Genomic DNA, 17,011 nt, shown 5'->3' with positions numbered 1-17,011 from the left:
TACTGCTGACAAACTGTTGTCACCGGGCCTCAATAATTTTGAAGTGTTAAACAAATTAAAACTTTAAAATCATGAAAACATTAGAAGCACAAGTAATTACTTCAGAAGATTTATTGAAACACTGGCAGGGTCACAGAGCACTTACACGTCGTTTAATCGAGTTGTTTCCAGAGAAAGATTTCTTCGAATTTTCAATTGGCGGAATGCGTCCTTTTGCAAAATTAGTCGATGAGCTTTTGGCAATTGCAGCTCCGGGACTTAAAGCAATTGTAAACCGCGACAGCGAGCCTTATACTGAAGGAGAGGAGAAACTGATTTTCAAAGCGCAATATCTTGAAAAATGGGATGAAGCTACAGCAGAAATCAATAAATACTGGGAGCAATTATCTGTAGAAGATTTCAACGAGACTTTTAAGCTTTTCGGGCAGTATGAATTTCCGATTATTCAGAATATCTTATACTTTATAGATAATGAAGTGCATCACAGAGGTCAGGCTTACGTTTATTTAAGAGCTTTAAATATTGAGCCGCCATTTTTTTGGGAAAGATAGTCAGATGAAATTTTCATCGTAACTTTATTTAATAAATCTTAAATTAATGGCTATGAGTTTAAAAAAAATAATGTCCAATTATGCAGATTATAATTTATGGGTAAATCAACAATTCGTAAACTGGCTTTCGCCGAAGCCCGATGAATTGCTGTATGCAGAAGTACCTTCCAGTTTTTCAACCATTGTAAAAACGCTTGATCATATCTGGTCTACAGAAGAATATTGGTTTTATGTGATTTCTGAAACCGATTTATCAGAAAAGAAACCCGAAAGTGAATTGTCAAAGGAAGAGATCTTTGCAGGCTTACTCCATTCATCTACAAAATTGAAACATTTAATTAATTCATTGTCGGAAGAAGATTTAGTGAAAGAAGTTAAAATCGTTAATCCGTGGTTTGAATGTGAACTGCCCGTTTCTGATTATTTGATTCAGGTGATTAATCATGGCACCTATCACAGAGGCCAGATTGTCACAATGGCCCGTAACATCGGAATTACAGATGCCTCAAATACCGATTATAATTTTTATAATGTTGTAAAACAGCAGCATTAAAATCAAAAAAACTCCTAATGCAACTTTGTTTCTTTAGGAGTTTTTTTTCTATAAAAGCCTTTGTTTGTTGATTTCTAATAGTTCCAAAACTCTTGTTTTAAGACTTTCAGGCTCGAGAATTGTCGCGTAATCTCCAAACATCAAAAACCATCGGGGGAAGCCGTTATCGATATCACGGCACATAAAAGTCATTTCAATTTGTCCGTCAACTTCTTTTTCTGAAATGAAACCATGGTATTTTCGTTCTGTAGATAAATAATGGATTATCTTTTTATCCACTAAAATTCGGACTTTCGTAGTAGGACAGGTTTCTGTTTTGGTAAGATAGGTTTCCAATGAATCGTGTTCAATGGTGAAATCAAATTCTGTTTTTTTAATGCCCTGAATCCTGTCAGTTCTAAACTGTCTGTAATCTTTTCGTAAATGGCAGTATCCCAAAAAATACCAGTTATTATTATCGTGAAAAACGCCAACGGGCTCTAAATTCCGTTGCGTAGTTTCCTCCTTTGAAAACGTTTTATAAGTCAGCAGTATCTGCTTTTTCTCGGCAATTCCTTCAAAAAGAACCGCTAAAGTATTGGGCGAATTATCGTTAAAAAGAGGTTCAGCGGTCTGCATAACCACCCTCGATTCGATATTGGAAAGATAATCTTTGTCATTGCTTCGCAAAACCGACTTCAGTTTATACATTGCAGATGCATAATGTGTTCCTAAAGAAGGATCGGTAAATTTCTGCATTAGTTTTTCAGCTGCAATAAAACTGCTTACTTCTTCGCGGGTAAACATAACAGGTGGCAATCTGTAGCCATCCATCAAAGCATAACCCACTCCGGCTTCACTGTAAATAGGAACTCCCGAAGCCTCAAGCGTCCTGATATCGCGATAAATCGTTCTCAGACTGCATTCAAAACGATCCGCCAGTTCCTGCGCCTTTACAATTTTTTTAGATTGCAACTGAATCAGGATGGCAACTATCCGGTCAAATCGTTTTGGGGTTTCGTCGAGCATTTTTTTGAAGGTTCTAAGGTTTTTGAGTTGCTAAGGTACTAAGGATTTTCTAAATTCATATTTCTGTTTTAATGTATAGACACGCAGTAGTGCAAAACAATAAATTTTTGCATCTTTACGGAATTGTATTATTAAATTAAAAATCATAATTGTATTTAATGACACTTCCATTTGAGCCAGTCCTGTTTGGTTATGAAATTAATGTTCATTTAGTCTTAGAATATCTTGCCTTTTTCATGGGATACAGGTATTATATTTTTTTAAGAAAAAGGACTACAGACAGCATTGTAACAATCAATCGGTTATCAATCATTTTAGGCGCTGCAATCGGTGCTTTTTTGGGTTCCAGGATTGTGGGTTTCTTAGAGCATCCTGTTGTTATTTCTGACCTTAAATCCTTTCTGCATCTTTTCAAGACTAAGACAATTATGGGGGGATTATTTGGCGGGCTTTTAGGAGTTGAAATTGCCAAAAAGATCATTGGCGAAAAAGAATCCTCGGGTGATTTGTTTACGTTTCCTATTATTCTGGGAATTTTTATCGGGAGAATCGGCTGCTTTTTATCCGGAACAAATGAATTTACGTATGGAAAAGCAACCACTTTTTTTCTGGGAATGAATCTGGGCGACAATATAAAACGCCATCCAATTACCTTGTATGAGTTGTTTTTTTTGGTATTATTATTCATTTTGCTAAAAAAGATACAAAGCAAAAAACTCAAAAACGGCTTGTTATTTCAGTATTTTATGATTGCTTATTTTGCCTTCCGTTTTTGTATAGAATTTATAAAACCCAATCATTTCTTTGTTGCAGGCCTGAGTTCCATTCAGATTTTATGCTTAATTTGTCTGCTCTATTATCACAAAACAATTTTAAATTTATTCGTAAAAAATGCCAGTTAGAAAATACACTTATTATGATTTTACCTTAAGCCTTTGTCCGGAATGCTTAAAGCGAATTGATGCTAAAATTGTTTTTGAAGACCAGAATGTTTACATGCTCAAAAGATGTCCTGAACACGGAAATTCAAAAGTGCTGATTGCTGATGATATCCAATATTACAAAAACATCCGAAACTACAACAAACCTTCTGAAACACCTTATACTTTCAACACCAAAACACATTATGGCTGTCCGTATGATTGCGGGCTTTGTCCGGATCATGAACAGCATTCCTGTCTGACGGTTGTTGAGGTTACAGACCGATGCAATTTGACTTGTCCGACCTGTTATGCCGGTTCATCGCCTTCATACGGAAGACACAGAACGCTGGAAGAAATAAAGATCATGCTGGATACCATCGTTATAAATGAAAAAGAACCCGATGTCGTGCAGATTAGTGGAGGTGAACCGACGATTCATCCGCAATTTTTTGAAATTCTGGATTATGCAAAATCACTTCCGATCAGGCATTTAATGCTGAATACTAACGGAATTAAAATTGCGAAGGACAAAGCATTTGCCCAAAGGCTAAAAAGCTATTCGCCCGATTTTGAAATTTACCTGCAGTTTGATTCTTTTGAAGATAGCGTATTGCAGGAACTCCGCGGTGCCGATTTGAGTGAAATACGGAAACAGGCATTAGAAAACCTGAATGAGCTTAATTTGTCAACAACACTGGTTGTTACGCTTCAAAAAGGATTGAATGATAACGAAATTGGTAAAATAGTCGAATTTGCACTAAAGCAGAAATGTGTAAGAGGCGTTACTTTTCAACCCACACAAATTGCCGGAAGACTGGAGAATTTTGATCCAGAAAAGGACAGAATGACCTTAACCGAGGTAAGAAGGAAAATTTTGGAACAGACTTCCATTTTCAATTCAGATGATTTGCTGCCGGTTCCCTGTAATCCGGATGCTTTGGTAATGGGTTATGCTTTAAAACTGGGCGATGAGGTTTTTCCGTTAACGCGATATATTAATCCGAATGATTTATTGGATAATAGCAAAAACACCATTATTTACGAACAGGACGAAGTGCTTCACGGAAAAATGATCGAATTGTTCAGTACAGGAAATTCAGTAGAAGTCGCTCAGGAAAATCTCAAGTCCATCCTTTGCTGCCTGCCAAATATTGATGCTCCTGAGTTAGGGTACGATAACTTGTTCAGAATTATTATCATGCAGTTTATAGATGCCTATAATTTTGATGTAAGGGCGATTAAAAAATCATGTGTACATATTGTCAACAAAGACAATAAAATAATTCCGTTTGAAACCATGAATTTGTTTTATAGGGACGACAAAATAGAAAGACTAGAAGAATTAAGAAGTAAAATTTAAGATTATGACAGCATTAGAAGTAGGCAATTTAGGCGGATTAGTTGCATTTTTTGTTGCTATTATGGTAGGTCCTCCGATTTTATTAGCTATTGGTGGGTTTGCAGTAAAAAAGAACCATCCAAAAACAGCAAAAGTGTTGTTTATTTTGGGAGCGGTTTATTTATTAATTGGATTAGGAATTTGTGGTGGGCTTATTTCGTAAAAAAGAAAACCCAATAACGCAAAAGTTATTGGGTCTAGTTATATTCTTTGTTTTTTACTTTATTCTCTAAAAATTAGTCGTTAAGCTTCAAAACAGCCATAAACGCCTCTTGCGGAATCTCAACGTTTCCAACCTGTCTCATACGTTTTTTACCTTTTTTCTGTTTCTCCAAAAGTTTACGCTTACGCGAAATATCCCCACCGTAACATTTTGCAGTAACGTCTTTACGAAGTGCTTTAATAGTTTCACGAGCGATAATCTTCGCTCCAATTGAAGCCTGAATCGGAATTTCAAATTGCTGACGCGGAATTAATTCACGCAATTTTTCACACATTTTCTTACCAATAGTATAGGCGTTATCAGCGTGAATTAAGGCAGAAAGTGCATCTAATTGATTGGCATTTAGTAAAATATCCATTTTAACCAATTTTGATTCTCTCATTCCAATTGGAGAATAATCAAACGATGCATATCCTTTTGAAACTGTTTTTAAACGATCGTAGAAATCGAATACAATCTCCGCCAGTGGCATGTCAAAATTCAATTCAACACGTTCTGTAGTTAAATACGTTTGATTGGTAATTTGTCCACGTTTTTCAATACACAAACTCATAACATTACCCACGAAATCAGCTTTGGTAATAATGGTTGCTTTGATATAGGGTTCTTCTACCCGGTCTAATTTTGTAGCCTCAGGCAAGTCACTCGGGTTGTTTACAATAATCGGAGTATCTGGTTCTTTTTTAGTATAAGCCAAATATGAAACGTTTGGAACAGTAGTAATTACTGTCATGTTAAACTCACGCTCTAAACGTTCCTGGATAATTTCCATGTGTAACATTCCTAAAAAACCGCAACGGAAACCAAAACCTAATGCGGCCGAACTTTCTGCAGAAAATACTAGCGAAGCATCATTTAACTGTAGTTTTTCCATTGAGGCACGTAAATCTTCAAAATCTTCCGTGTCAACAGGGTAAATTCCGGCGAAAACCATTGGTTTTACATCCTCAAAGCCAGTAATCATATTGGTGGTTGGGGCTTTGGCATCCGTTATCGTATCACCCACTTTTACCTCTTTTGCTTCTTTAATGCCGGAAATCAAATACCCAACATCTCCTGTCGAAATCACATTTTTCGGAACCTGATTCAGTTTCAAAGTACCTACTTCATCGGCAAAATACTCATTACCTGTAGCCATGAACTTAATTTTTTGCCCTTTTCTGATTTCGCCGTTTACAACTCTAAAGATTACTTCAATTCCTCTAAATGGATTATAATGCGAGTCAAAAATCAAGGCCTGTAATGGCTCTTCCGGATTTCCTTTTGGAGCAGGAATCTTTTCGATAATGGCAGCAAGAATATTTTCAACACCAAAACCTGTTTTTCCCGAAGCATGAATAATATCTTCTAATTTACATCCTAATAAATCGATAATATCATCACTAACTTCTTCAGGATTAGCACTTGGTAAATCTACTTTATTTAAAACCGGAATAATTTCCAGGTCATTTTCTAAAGCTAAATATAAGTTTGAAATCGTTTGTGCCTGAATACTTTGTGCAGCATCAACGATCAAAAGCGCACCTTCGCAGGCAGCAATCGACCGGGAAACTTCGTATGAAAAGTCAACGTGACCGGGAGTGTCAATTAAATTTAAAATATATTCTTCTCCCTTGTAAGTGTACTCCATCTGGATGGCGTGACTTTTAATGGTGATTCCACGCTCACGTTCCAGGTCCATGTTGTCAAGCAATTGTGCTTTTTCTTCACGGGCTGTAACGGTTTGTGTAGCGCCCAGTAATCGGTCTGCAAGTGTACTCTTACCATGGTCAATGTGTGCAATAATGCAAAAGTTACGTATCTTCTTCATTTTATATTCAATTCTCTAAACGAGTTTTTAGTAATTTTTGGGTATGAATTTGCTCTGCTGTAAATACTTTAGAGCGTGTTATTAAGGCGCAAATATAGCGCAAAGTTTTGGATTCTGGAATGTAGTTGCCGGATAGTTAGTTTTTGAAAACCAATTTCAGTCTTAAAACTCAAAATTGAACCCTTTTTCGGTCAGTTTTTCGTAGATTTCTGAATCAAATTTGTAGAGTTTTGCCGCTCTGTGCGAAACATCCTGTTGCTTTTCATCCAGTGCAACCAGCAATTTCATATGCAGAATTTTTCTTCGGAAATTGGATTTGTCGAGTTCGATTCCCAATATTTCTTCGTAGAGATGCATTAACTGTAATAAAGTGAATTTGTCTGGCAAAAGATTGAACCCGATTGGGGCCTGACGCACTCTGTTACGAAGTTGCATTAAGCTGAATTGCAGGATTTCATTGTGGTCAAAAATCAGATCAGGCAGTTCATTAATTTTGTACCAGGTGGCTTCCATCAGGGTAAGTCCGGCTTTTACATTATAATCTTCCCTGTTTACCAGTGTATAATAACCAATGGTTACAACTCTCCTTCCGGGTACACGGTTTGGATCTGTAAATGCTTTTAGCTGTTCCAGATAAATGTTGTCCAGACTAGTTAATTCAAATAGAATTCTTTGTGCTGCATCATCAGAACTTTCTTCTTTTTTAAGCCAGCCTCCAAGAAGTCCCCATTTTCCAATACTTTCTCCTTCGGCATGATGTGCCAGAAGTACTTCGAGGTTTCCCTTATTGAATCCAAATATGACACAGTCGATCGTGATTCCGTCGATTACAGGATTTTGAATTTCAGAAGGTCCTCCAACATAAGTTTTGGAAGTTTTTTTAGAGTGTAAAAATGCCATTTTGCTTTTATAAGGCTGGTTTAAAATTCAAAATTAAATCCTTTTTCAGTAAGTTTTGTATAAATTTCAGAGTCAAATTTGTATAGTTTAGCCGCTCTGTGCGAAACATCCTGTTGTTTTTCATCTAAGACAACAAGCAATTTCATGTGAAGAATTTTTCGTCTGAAATTTGATTTGTCCATTTCGATTCCTAATATTTCTTCATACAAGTGCATTAATTGCAACAATGTAAATTTTTCAGGAAGGAGGTTAAAACCAATTGGTGCCTGACGAACCCTGTCACGTAAATGTTGCAGGCTATAGGTCAGTATTTCACTATGATCGTAAATCAGATCCGGAATCTGGTTAATCTTATACCACTTTGCATCCGATGCTGTAAAACCCGGCTGAATACTATAATCTTCTCTTTTAATCAGGGCATAATAACCAATTGTGATGACGCGCCTGAGAGGAAAACGATCCGGATTTCCAAATGCTTTTAATTGTTCCAGATAGATATGATCTAATGCTGTGAGTTCATATAATAATCGGTGAGCCGCATTATCGATACTCTCTTTTTTATTAATCCAGCCTCCCGGAAGCCCCCATTTTCCTTTACTGATTCCTTCTCCATGCTGAATTAGAAGAACTTCCAGACTTCCCTGATCAAAACCAAATATTACACAGTCAATCGTAATGGCATTCATGACTGATGAATCATTTTTTACGATAATGTCATTATTCAAATTGTCGACCATGTTGTTAAAATTTTGACAAATTAAATAAATAAAAATAATACTATATACTTAAAAAGGGACATATTTTTAAAATTCTTGTAATAATATTCTAAATTTTGAAAATAATCCAGATTAACTCACATAAGTGTTTTAAATCATTGTCAATTTAATTGATTAAATGATGATTTATTAATAATTTTTAATTGTTTGAAATAATTTTATTTGGGTAATCAATAAAAATAAGTCTCATATTATTTTAATTACAAAAAAATAAACCTAATTTTTTGTTAATATAGAAAAATTGCACTACACTTGTAGTCAAATTAACCATAAGATAAATGTATTTTGACTATAAGTTAATTTAAGCAGAAAACAGAGTACCGAAAAACTCAAAAAATGTTTTTCAAAGAATAGACTCAGAAAGCACCTGATAATCGTTTTTAGACTGGAGATTCATCTAAAAGTTTTATCAAAAGTATGTTGATGTAATTCAAATCTGAAAACAGACCAGGAATTAAGTACAAAACCTTTACGGACCATTTGGCGTAGTAAAATGATGTTAGAATTTCAGAAGAGATTCTTTACAGAGATTTGGCTAATACGTGCAAGCGGAGAACTTCAGCACTAGTGGCAAACAAAAAATTATGTAACAAATATTTCGAATGCGTATTAATTAGATTAAAAACAACTAACAACAAATTTAACCAAATTATTAATGATTATGAAAGGCAATTATTGTATTAAACCAACAATGCTTCAGTTTTATCTGATGTTGTTGCTTAGCGTATTTACGATGCAGTCGGGTTTTGCACAAGAGCAATCCCAATTTGTAAGCGGAAATGTAAAATCGGCAGACGATGGTATGGGAATTCCCGGTGCTACCGTAGCAATTGAAGGAACTAAAAGAGGAACATCGACAGACTTTGACGGAAATTTCAGGATAGAGGCAAAAACTGGTGATGTAATAACTATCAGTTTTATGGGGTTCAAAACCCAGCGTGTAACTGTAGGAACGCAAAAAACAATTGCTGTCACTTTACAAACAGAAGCGGCAGATCTTAAAGAAGTTGTAGTAATTGGGTATGGTACACAAAAAAGAACAACAGTAACCAGCGCAATCACGCAGGTAACGGGAGAAAGCCTTGCTAAAACCAATACGATCAACGCGCTTCAGGGACTTCAGGGACAGGCTGCCGGACTTCAGATCACTTCTACTTCAGGGCAGCCCGGAGAAAGAATGAATGTGGTTATCAGAGGTTTGGGTACTACAGGAGGAAGCAACCCGCTTTATGTGGTGGACGGTATTCTTACTGGTGATATTACTTATCTGAACAACTCTGATATTGAATCTATTTCGGTTCTAAAAGATGCTGCTTCAGCTGCCATTTACGGATCACAAGCTGCAAATGGGGTTATTTTGGTAACAACCAAAAAAGGAAGAAAAGGTTCTCCGGGACAGATTACTTTTGAGCAATATTACGGGCTTCAGTCGGTAGCCAGAAAAGTTGATTTATTGGATGCGAGAGAATATGCGGTTATTATAAATGAAGCAGCAGTAAATTCAGGTAAACCGGCTTATTTTACTAATAGCCAGATTGCTGCATTAGGGAATGGCACGAACTGGATGGATAAAATGCTGACAGATAATGCAGCGACTAAAAACTTCTCGTTTGGTGCTTCAGGAGGTTCTGAAACTTCAGTTTATTCTACCTCTTTGTCCTATTTAGGACAGGAAGGTGTTGTGGGAGGAAAAGACTTATCGAACTATCAACGTTACAATTTCAGATTTAATTCAGAGCATAAACTTTATAAGGACGTTTTGACTTTAGGGCAGAATCTAAGCTTTGCTTACGTTGATAAAAATGGTATTGGAGTTGGAAATCAATATAACAACTCTTTAAGAAGTGCATTCCAGACCACACCATTATTACCAATGTATGATGCAGATGGTAATTATTATGACACTACAAATAATAGTGAATTATGGCTTTCAGGTGTAGCAAACCCATACGCAATGATGGATTACAACAATCAAAATGAAAGTAATAATCAAAAGTTATTAGGGAATGTTTATTTACAGGTTGAACCTATAAAGGGCCTTACGTTTAAAACAACTTTAGGACTTGACTATTACGTTTCTGAGGGACATTCATACAAACCGGTATATCACTTATCCACTTATGCCAATAATAATTATGATACAGTGAATCAAAACATGAGTAAAAACAGAAGCATCACCTGGGATAATTTACTAGGATATAAATTTAATGTTGCCGAAGATCATCATTTTGAGGCTATGGCGGGTACATCTTATATTAATTATGCAGGAACTTCTGTAGAAGCAAATAATGCAGATTCTGTTTTTAATGATTTAGAACATGCCTGGATAGACAATACAACTAATAAAGACGGGACTAAAATAACCATTAAGGGTAAAAAAGAAGAAAATATACTGATGTCTTATTTTGGAAGATTAAATTATAATTTTAAAGACACTTATTTGTTCAATGCAACATTGAGAGCAGACGGTTCATCAAAATTTGCTCCGGGCAATCAATGGGGTTATTTCCCATCAGTATCTGCAGGATGGGTTGCTTCAAATGAATCATTTTTAAAAGATTCTCAAGCTATTAATTTTCTTAAATTGAGAGCAAGCTGGGGGCAGGTTGGTAATCAGAGTATCAGGCCATTTCAATATTTAGCAACGATAAAATCTAATAACACAAATTATATTTTTGACAATACCGAAGGAGTTCTTACACCGGGAGCTTATCCTGACAGATTATCAAATCCTGGTTTGCAGTGGGAAACTTCAGAGCAGATTAACCTTGGTTTGGATGCGAGATTCCTCAACAATGCATTAAGTGTTACTTTTGATGTGTATAAGAAAACGAATAAAGACTGGTTAATTCTGGCCCCGGTTTTAGCAACTGCCGGTGCTGAACCTCCATACATAAATGGTGGTGATGTAATTAATAAAGGAGTCGAGCTGAGCCTGAATTACCAAAACAAAATTGGCGATTTTAACTATAGTGTTAGCGCAAATGGTGCTTATAATAAAAATACGGTTGGTCAGATCCCTACTACCGATGGTATAATTCATGGTTTAAATAATGAATTATATGATAATGCACTTGAATTCTACAGAGCAGAAAACGGATTTCCGTTAGGTTATTTCTGGGGTTATAAAACGGCAGGTGTTTTCCAGAATCAGGAACAAATTAACAATTATAAATCAGCAGACGGTGTAGTATTACAGCCAGGTGCGTCTCCGGGAGATATTATCTATGCAAATACAAATGGGGATAACGTAATTAATGATTTAGATAAAACCAATATTGGAGATCCTAATCCTGATTTTACTTATGGATTCTCTTTATCAGCCAACTATAAAGCGTTTGACTTTTCATTGATGGCAAATGGTGTGGCAGGCAATCAAATTGTACAATCTTACAGAAACCAATCCGGAGCTTTTGGAAATTATACTTCCAGAATACTGAGCCGCTGGCATGGCGAAGGAACATCGAACTCAATGCCAAGGGTAACAGAAGACAATAAAAACTTCACACAGTTCTCAGACTTATATGTTCAGGATGGCGATTTCTTAAGAATCAATACGGTTACATTAGGATTTGATTTAGCTAAAATGAAACATTCTAAATCATTTTTTGCAAGCCAGTTCAGAATTTACTTTTCTGTCTTAAACCTTCACACGTTTACGAAATACGACGGTATGGATCCTGAAATTGGATTTGGATCTAATAATGATGATCAAAAATTTGCTTCAGGTGTAGATGTAGGATACTATCCTAGACCAAGAACATACATGTTGGGGTTAAATGTTAAACTTTAATAAATAAGATAATGAAAAATACATATTTATATATTTTCTGTTTGAGTTTATTGTCTTTGGGTTCTTGTGAATTAGAAACAGAACCTTTGGTACAACAAAACGATACAAATTTTTACAAAACTACCGATGATGCCTATTCGGCATTAGTAGGATGTTATGATGGTTTGCAGGTAGCTACGGGAGCTTCCGGACTGGGTGTTCCTGTAATAAGCGAAGTTATGTCTGATGATTGTTTTGGCGGAACTGGTGCTTCTGATGGGTACAATTATGCATTAATAGACGAATTTGATAAGAGTCGTTCTCCTTCAGATGTAGATTTACTTAATTTAAACTGGAAAAATTATTATAAAGCAATTTATCGTTGTAACGTCTTTTTATCAAAAATGGATCAGATTGACTGGAAAGGAGATACTGCTTTAAGAAACACTTACGAGTCTGAAACTAAATTTATCAGAGCCTACACTTATTTTGAAATGGTGCGTCTGTGGGGAAATATACCGCTATTAACAGCTCCTTCAATCGAAAATCTTCCTCAGGCAGCTCCTGAAGAGGTTTATAAAGTCATAGCAGAAGATTTAGTTTTTGCTTCAGAGAATTTGCCTTCAACTGCTTATAATGCTGTACCTGGAGGAAGAATTACTAAATGGGCAGCAAAGTCTTTATTAGGTCGTGTTTATTTGTATTATACCGGATATTATGGGAAAGCGGATTTAGCAGGAGTTGTAACCAAAACACAGGCTTTAGCACATCTGGAAGATGTTATTGCCCAAAGTGGTCATGGATTGGTTGATAATTTTTCTACTTTATGGCCGGCAGCTTCAGTAGATCAATATGCTGGTGAAAGCAACAAAGAAATTGTGTTTTCTATAAAATATACTTATACAAGTGATTACAACGGGAACACTGATGGTAACCACTGGATGGTAATGTTTGGTATGAGAGAGTTCTCTAATTACCCTTACGGACGTGGATGGGGAGTTACAGTAAACCCTAAATTATGGACTGCTTATAACGCTAATGACACAAGACGTGTGGCAACTGTAATTGGAATTGAAGAAGAAGATATTCCTTTCGACAAAATAAACAATCAAAGAGAATATACCGGTTACTATAACAAAAAATATTCGCCAATGGTAAATCAGGCAGGTGTTGATATGCCGATGGTTTTGGGAAGCCAGTTTTGGGATATCAGCCAGTTTCAGGATTATGTAGTATTAAGATATGCTGATGTTTTGTTAATGGCGGCTGAATTAGGAAGCGGAAGTGCCCAGTCTTATTTTGATCAGGTGAGACAAAGGGCGTATAAATCTAATTTTACTCCTCTTGCGGTTACTCCGGAAGATATTATGAAAGAAAGGCATTTAGAATTTGCCCTTGAAGGAATCAGATATTGGGATTTATTACGTCAGGGAGTTGATAAAGCTTCTTCAATTATTGCAGCATCATCTACAACCCTATTAAGCGGTGGAGTTTCTGGAGCAAAAACAATTTCGGCTGCTAAGATTCAGGAAACAAAGGGGTTACAGCAAATACCTAATACTCAGATCACCTTGTCAGGGAATGTTTTAAAACAAAACGCAGGCTGGTAATTTTAACTAAAAATTTAAAAAAATGAAAAAGACTAAATTATTAATTACATCATTTTTGATGGTAATGGTACTTTTACTTGTCCCATCTTGTTCGCCTGAAACATATTCTTTAGAAGAAACGATAGATAAATCGGATATAAATATTGAAGTTACTCAGGATCTGCAGGCAAATCCGGGAGGGAATAAAATAAAACTGAAAAATTTAACTTCTGACATAATTCCTTATTGGAAATATGTTGACGGAAATGGAAATGAATTAGGGCATTCCAATAAAGGTGAAGATGAAGTCACTTTTCCTTTCGCAGGAAAATATACTATTTATTTTACCGCTTATACACAAGGAGGAGCAGTAGATGCTGCTCCGGTAACTGTGAATGTTACTCAAAATGATGAAACCTTTTTTAGTGATGAAAGATGGAATCTCTTAACTAATGGGGTGAATGGTAAAACCTGGGTTTTATATATGACTGCTCCTCTTGAATTTATTGGAAAACCTGCATCTTACCAAAATATAGCAGTAAGTGGTCATGGATGGTGGCCAAATCTTTCTGATATTTCATGGGCAGGTTTAGAAAATAAAGATTGGGGAGAAGTTACTTTTGACCTTAACGGAGGTTATAATGTTACAGTAAAACAAACTGATCCAACAGCCGGAAGCACAGTAAAAACAACAAAAACAGGAACTTTTAATTTTAACCTTACGACAGGTTCAACAAATGACAGAATTAGTTTTAACGGAGGAACAGAAATGTTGCATCCAAACAGTGCAAGCTATTTTAGTTCCGGATTTTCTTTTACTAATGTTCAGATTGTAGAACTTACCGAGACAACGTTAGCTTTTATAGCTATTAGAGCAGATGGTGATTATTTGATTTATCATTTGGTTGTGAAACCGTAATTATTTAATTTTCAGAGTCTCAGTTTTCAGGACATTTTTAGTGTTCTTTTAAACTGAGACTTAAATTATTGCTATAAAAAACAAAAAAGAATACCATGAATAAAAGAAAAAAATTAAACAGCAAATTTTCATTATTAACATTAGTCGGAATCATTCTGTTCTGCTCCTGTAATAAAAAAGAAGATGCTTTTATTAATAGAAAGATTTCTTTTAATTCAGGTTGGAGTTTCCATCTTAATGACAGTCTCGTTGATAAAGATACCATTAGTCCTGCTACAAAATGGAGAACTCTGGATGTTCCTCACGATTGGAGTATCGAAGAAAAATTTGATGAAAAAAGTCCTGCAGGTTATGGAGGCGGATCCTTAAACGGAGGCTTAGGCTGGTACAAAAAAACATTCAAAGTGGCTGCTGAAGACACCACAAAAATAACGTCAATCACTTTTGACGGCGTTTACAGAAACAGTGAAGTCTGGGTAAACGGCCATTATTTAGGAAAACGTCCAAACGGATATATTGGTTTTCAATATGAAATTTCTCCATATTTAAATTACGGAGACAAAAACAACGAAATAATTGTTAAGGTTGACAATTCAAAACAACCCAATTCACGCTGGTATTCGGGTTCAGGGATTTTTAGAAATGTCTGGATCGAGACTACTGATAAATTGCATGTTGAAAATTGGGGAACGTATATTACCACACCAAAAGTTACAGCCGAAAATGCTAAAGTAAATATTGAAACCAGAATTCAGAATGATCATTCAGAATCAAAAAAAATAAAAATACTAACTACTATTTATAAAGAAGATACCAAGGTTACATCAACCACTCAATATATAACGCTTACTCCAAAAAGCGGCACATTGCTAAATGTGGAAGCAGAAGTTAAATCGCCAATTCTATGGTCAATTGAAAATCCTGAATTATACACTGCAGTCACGGAACTTTTAGTTGATGACAAAATCATTGATGAGTACAAAACCACTTTTGGAATCCGGGATTTTAAATTCGATTTAAATAAAGGTTTTATTCTCAATGGAAAGCAAGTCAAGATAAAAGGGGTTTGTATGCACCACGATTTAGGGCCGTTGGGTGCTGCAATCAATACGCGTGCAATCGAACGTCAGTTAGAGATCCTTAAAGAAATGGGCGTAAACGGAATCAGAACTTCACACAATCCTCCCGCTCCGGAACTTCTGGATCTTTGCGACAAAATGGGTTTTATTGTCATGGATGAAGCTTTTGATATGTGGAAACAAACCAAAACCAAATACGATTACGGAAATGACTGGGACAAATGGCACAGACAAGATTTAGCAGATCAATTGCGTCGTGATCGAAATCATCCAAGTATTTTTATGTGGAGCATCGGAAATGAAATTCCGGAACAATGGAATGAAACCGGTATTGAGATTGCAAAAGAACTGGCAGCAATAGTACGTTTAATTGATAAAACACGACCACTAACAGCCGGAATGAATCCGCCGGTAAACATGAATATTGATGAAGTGACTTTACAATTCGAGAAAAAGAATGTTTCGATTAATCCGCTTGCCGGATCTGGTGTTTTAGATTTAATCGGATACAATTATGCACATCAAACTTTTGAACATCATCTGAAAAACTTCCCAAACACACCTTTCATCGCAACAGAAACCACTTCAGGTTTACAGACACGAGGTTATTACGATGCTGTTTCAGACACCATAAAAAAATGGCCGGTAAGGTGGGATCTTAAATTCACAGAAGGAAATCCGGACAATACTGTTTCGGCTTACGATCAGGTACAGACGCCTTGGGGTTCAACCCATGAAGCAACCTGGAAAATCATTAAAAAACATGATTTCTTAGCCGGAATGTACGTTTGGACCGGTTTCGATTATATTGGAGAGCCAACTCCGTACGAATGGCCATCGGTAAGCTCCTATTTCGGAATTGTAGATTTAGCCGGTTTCCCGAAAGATGTGTATTATATGTATCAAAGCGAATGGACGGACAAAACAGTTCTTCACATTTTTCCACATTGGAACTGGAAAGCAGGTCAAACTGTTGATGTTTGGGCATACTATAACAAAGCTGATGAGGTTGAATTATTCCTTAACGGAAAATCAGTTGGAAAGAGAAGTAAAAAAGGTGATGGTTTACACGTAATGTGGAGAATTCCTTTTGAAGCAGGAACTTTAAAAGCAGTTTCCCGTAAAAATGGAAAAACAGTTTCAGAAAAAGAAATTAAAACCGCCGGAAATCCTTCACAACTGAAATTAATGGCCGACAGAAGTACCATCAAAGCAGATAAAAATGATTTGTCATTTGTAACCGTTGATATTTTGGATGCTAATGGAACTTTAGCGCCAAACGCGAATAACGAAATCAATTTTTCATTAAAAGGAAACGGAAAAATTGTTGGCGTTTGCAGTGGAGATCCTGTAAGTCACGAACCTTACAAAGGAACAAAACATACTGCTCTGGCAGGAAAATGTCTGGTAATTGTTCAGGCAGGAGATAAATCCGGAAGATTGGAATTGACCGCTAAAGCGAATGGATTAAAACAATCTACAATTGTAATTACTACAGAATAAAAAACG

At 36.0% G+C, this 17,011-nt stretch carries 13 protein-coding genes; 9 read left to right on the top strand and 4 right to left on the bottom strand.

Translation table 11 applies throughout. From position 1 onward, the window contains the following. Nucleotides 1–71: 71 nt before the first annotated feature. Together GXM16_RS16045 and GXM16_RS16040 are read left to right on the top strand one after the other, a co-directional pair. Nucleotides 72–551, top strand: a complete 480-nt coding sequence (locus tag GXM16_RS16045) for a DinB family protein (protein ID WP_163395494.1) — start codon at nt 72–74, stop codon at nt 549–551. Between the two features lie 52 nt (nt 552–603). Further along, a complete protein-coding gene (locus tag GXM16_RS16040; RefSeq protein ID WP_163395493.1) occupies nt 604–1,104 on the top strand; it encodes a DinB family protein in 501 nt (166 codons plus the stop codon). Between the two features lie 48 nt (nt 1,105–1,152). On the opposite strand, the gene GXM16_RS16035 is transcribed toward GXM16_RS16040, so the two are convergent. Then, complete coding sequence (locus GXM16_RS16035; RefSeq protein ID WP_163395492.1) at nt 1,153–2,112, bottom strand: helix-turn-helix transcriptional regulator; 960 nt, start codon at nt 2,110–2,112, stop codon at nt 1,153–1,155. 158 nt (nt 2,113–2,270) lie between these two features. Here GXM16_RS16035 and GXM16_RS16030 point away from each other — a divergent pair, with 158 nt between their 5' ends. From GXM16_RS16030 to GXM16_RS16020, 3 genes are read left to right on the top strand one after another with little or no spacing between them, the layout of a single operon-like run. Further along, on the top strand, nt 2,271–3,014 hold the full coding sequence (locus GXM16_RS16030) for a prolipoprotein diacylglyceryl transferase family protein (RefSeq protein WP_163395491.1): 744 nt from the start codon (nt 2,271–2,273) through the stop codon (nt 3,012–3,014). Next, the gene (locus tag GXM16_RS16025) at nt 3,004–4,395 is read left to right on the top strand and encodes a radical SAM protein (protein WP_163395490.1); all 1,392 of its coding nucleotides are present in this window, start codon (nt 3,004–3,006) and stop codon (nt 4,393–4,395) included. Before GXM16_RS16030 ends, GXM16_RS16025 begins: the two co-directional genes overlap by 11 nt. A 4-nt stretch (nt 4,396–4,399) precedes the next feature. After that, nucleotides 4,400–4,597: a hypothetical protein gene (locus GXM16_RS16020; protein ID WP_163395489.1), complete on the top strand. Its 198-nt coding sequence runs from the start codon at nt 4,400–4,402 to the stop codon at nt 4,595–4,597. Nucleotides 4,598–4,670: 73 nt separating this feature from the next. On the opposite strand, the gene lepA is transcribed toward GXM16_RS16020, so the two are convergent. The 3 genes from lepA to GXM16_RS16005 all read right to left on the bottom strand — a co-directional run bounded on the left by lepA (nt 4,671) and on the right by GXM16_RS16005 (nt 8,104). Further along, nucleotides 4,671–6,467: a translation elongation factor 4 gene (gene lepA, locus GXM16_RS16015; protein ID WP_163395488.1), complete on the bottom strand. Its 1,797-nt coding sequence runs from the start codon at nt 6,465–6,467 to the stop codon at nt 4,671–4,673. Between the two features lie 162 nt (nt 6,468–6,629). Continuing rightward, nucleotides 6,630–7,367, bottom strand: a complete 738-nt coding sequence (locus GXM16_RS16010) for an NUDIX hydrolase (protein WP_163395487.1) — start codon at nt 7,365–7,367, stop codon at nt 6,630–6,632. Between the two features lie 20 nt (nt 7,368–7,387). Continuing rightward, nucleotides 7,388–8,104 (bottom strand): NUDIX hydrolase, encoded by a 717-nt coding sequence (locus GXM16_RS16005; protein ID WP_163395486.1) that lies wholly within the window; start codon nt 8,102–8,104, stop codon nt 7,388–7,390. Between the two features lie 700 nt (nt 8,105–8,804). Between GXM16_RS16005 and GXM16_RS16000 the strand changes: the two genes are divergently transcribed. The 4 genes from GXM16_RS16000 (at nt 8,805) to GXM16_RS15985 (ending at nt 17,005) form a co-directional block, all read left to right on the top strand. Next, the gene (locus GXM16_RS16000; protein WP_163395485.1) at nt 8,805–11,936 is read left to right on the top strand and encodes a SusC/RagA family TonB-linked outer membrane protein; all 3,132 of its coding nucleotides are present in this window, start codon (nt 8,805–8,807) and stop codon (nt 11,934–11,936) included. Nucleotides 11,937–11,947: 11 nt separating this feature from the next. Then, nucleotides 11,948–13,525: a RagB/SusD family nutrient uptake outer membrane protein gene (locus GXM16_RS15995; protein WP_163395484.1), complete on the top strand. Its 1,578-nt coding sequence runs from the start codon at nt 11,948–11,950 to the stop codon at nt 13,523–13,525. A gap of 22 nt (nt 13,526–13,547) precedes the next feature. Beyond that, nucleotides 13,548–14,423 (top strand): hypothetical protein, encoded by an 876-nt coding sequence (locus tag GXM16_RS15990; protein ID WP_188726551.1) that lies wholly within the window; start codon nt 13,548–13,550, stop codon nt 14,421–14,423. Nucleotides 14,424–14,518: 95 nt separating this feature from the next. Next, nucleotides 14,519–17,005: a glycoside hydrolase family 2 TIM barrel-domain containing protein gene (locus tag GXM16_RS15985; protein ID WP_163395483.1), complete on the top strand. Its 2,487-nt coding sequence runs from the start codon at nt 14,519–14,521 to the stop codon at nt 17,003–17,005. Nucleotides 17,006–17,011 lie beyond the last annotated feature (6 nt).

Source organism: Flavobacterium limi (assembly GCF_010645075.1).
GTDB classification, from domain to species: Bacteria; Bacteroidota; Bacteroidia; order Flavobacteriales; family Flavobacteriaceae; genus Flavobacterium; species Flavobacterium limi.
The sequence above is the reverse complement of the archived record's forward strand: the minus strand, read 5'-3'. Positions and strand labels throughout refer to the sequence as shown.

Coding starts and splice junctions, on each gene's coding strand:
- GXM16_RS16005 (WP_163395486.1), bottom strand. CDS start 8,104: ATGGTCGACAATTTGAATAATGACATTATCGTAAAAAATGATTCATCA.
- lepA (WP_163395488.1), bottom strand. CDS start 6,467: ATGAAGAAGATACGTAACTTTTGCATTATTGCACACATTGACCATGGT.
- GXM16_RS16040 (WP_163395493.1), top strand. CDS start 604: ATGAGTTTAAAAAAAATAATGTCCAATTATGCAGATTATAATTTATGG.
- GXM16_RS16030 (WP_163395491.1), top strand. CDS start 2,271: ATGACACTTCCATTTGAGCCAGTCCTGTTTGGTTATGAAATTAATGTT.
- GXM16_RS16010 (WP_163395487.1), bottom strand. CDS start 7,367: ATGGCATTTTTACACTCTAAAAAAACTTCCAAAACTTATGTTGGAGGA.
- GXM16_RS15985 (WP_163395483.1), top strand. CDS start 14,519: ATGAATAAAAGAAAAAAATTAAACAGCAAATTTTCATTATTAACATTA.
- GXM16_RS15995 (WP_163395484.1), top strand. CDS start 11,948: ATGAAAAATACATATTTATATATTTTCTGTTTGAGTTTATTGTCTTTG.
- GXM16_RS16045 (WP_163395494.1), top strand. CDS start 72: ATGAAAACATTAGAAGCACAAGTAATTACTTCAGAAGATTTATTGAAA.
- GXM16_RS16000 (WP_163395485.1), top strand. CDS start 8,805: ATGAAAGGCAATTATTGTATTAAACCAACAATGCTTCAGTTTTATCTG.
- GXM16_RS16035 (WP_163395492.1), bottom strand. CDS start 2,112: ATGCTCGACGAAACCCCAAAACGATTTGACCGGATAGTTGCCATCCTG.
- GXM16_RS16020 (WP_163395489.1), top strand. CDS start 4,400: ATGACAGCATTAGAAGTAGGCAATTTAGGCGGATTAGTTGCATTTTTT.
- GXM16_RS15990 (WP_188726551.1), top strand. CDS start 13,548: ATGAAAAAGACTAAATTATTAATTACATCATTTTTGATGGTAATGGTA.
- GXM16_RS16025 (WP_163395490.1), top strand. CDS start 3,004: ATGCCAGTTAGAAAATACACTTATTATGATTTTACCTTAAGCCTTTGT.